Here is a 314-nt window from a genome sequence, read left to right as displayed (position 1 = left end):
ATGTGGCTGAATAGTTACTTTCGGGTGACCTCCAATTGTAAAATCTTCATTCAATTCCTGTTCTATAATATCCTCTACTTGATTAATTTCTCTCTGTTGAGTTTCGTTAAAAAAGCTTTTTGTTATTCTTCCAAAGATTACGTCAACCGGGTTAGTTTTTATGTCATATTTCCTGTTATTACGAATAAATTTTGACAAGTTCACTTTCTTAGCCAAGGTAAACACCTCCACTAAGTATTTATTTAACAAGTTTATCCTAATATTGAAATAATACCGATTACAATATAGTGAAAAGGGTACCGTCAAGAATTTTG

At 31.2% G+C, this 314-nt stretch carries 1 protein-coding gene; it reads right to left on the bottom strand.

Translation table 11 applies throughout. The features are described 5' to 3' along the window. The coding region (locus tag VU18_RS15735) for a hypothetical protein (RefSeq protein ID WP_152668847.1) at positions 1-216 on the bottom strand (216 nt) is incomplete at its 3' end. Positions 217-314: the final 98 nt, after the last annotated feature.

The organism is Geobacillus sp. ZGt-1 (assembly GCF_001026865.1).
Taxonomy (GTDB): Bacteria; Bacillota; Bacilli; order Bacillales; family Anoxybacillaceae; genus Geobacillus; species Geobacillus thermoleovorans.
The sequence above is the reverse complement of the archived record's forward strand: the minus strand, read 5'-3'. Positions and strand labels throughout refer to the sequence as shown.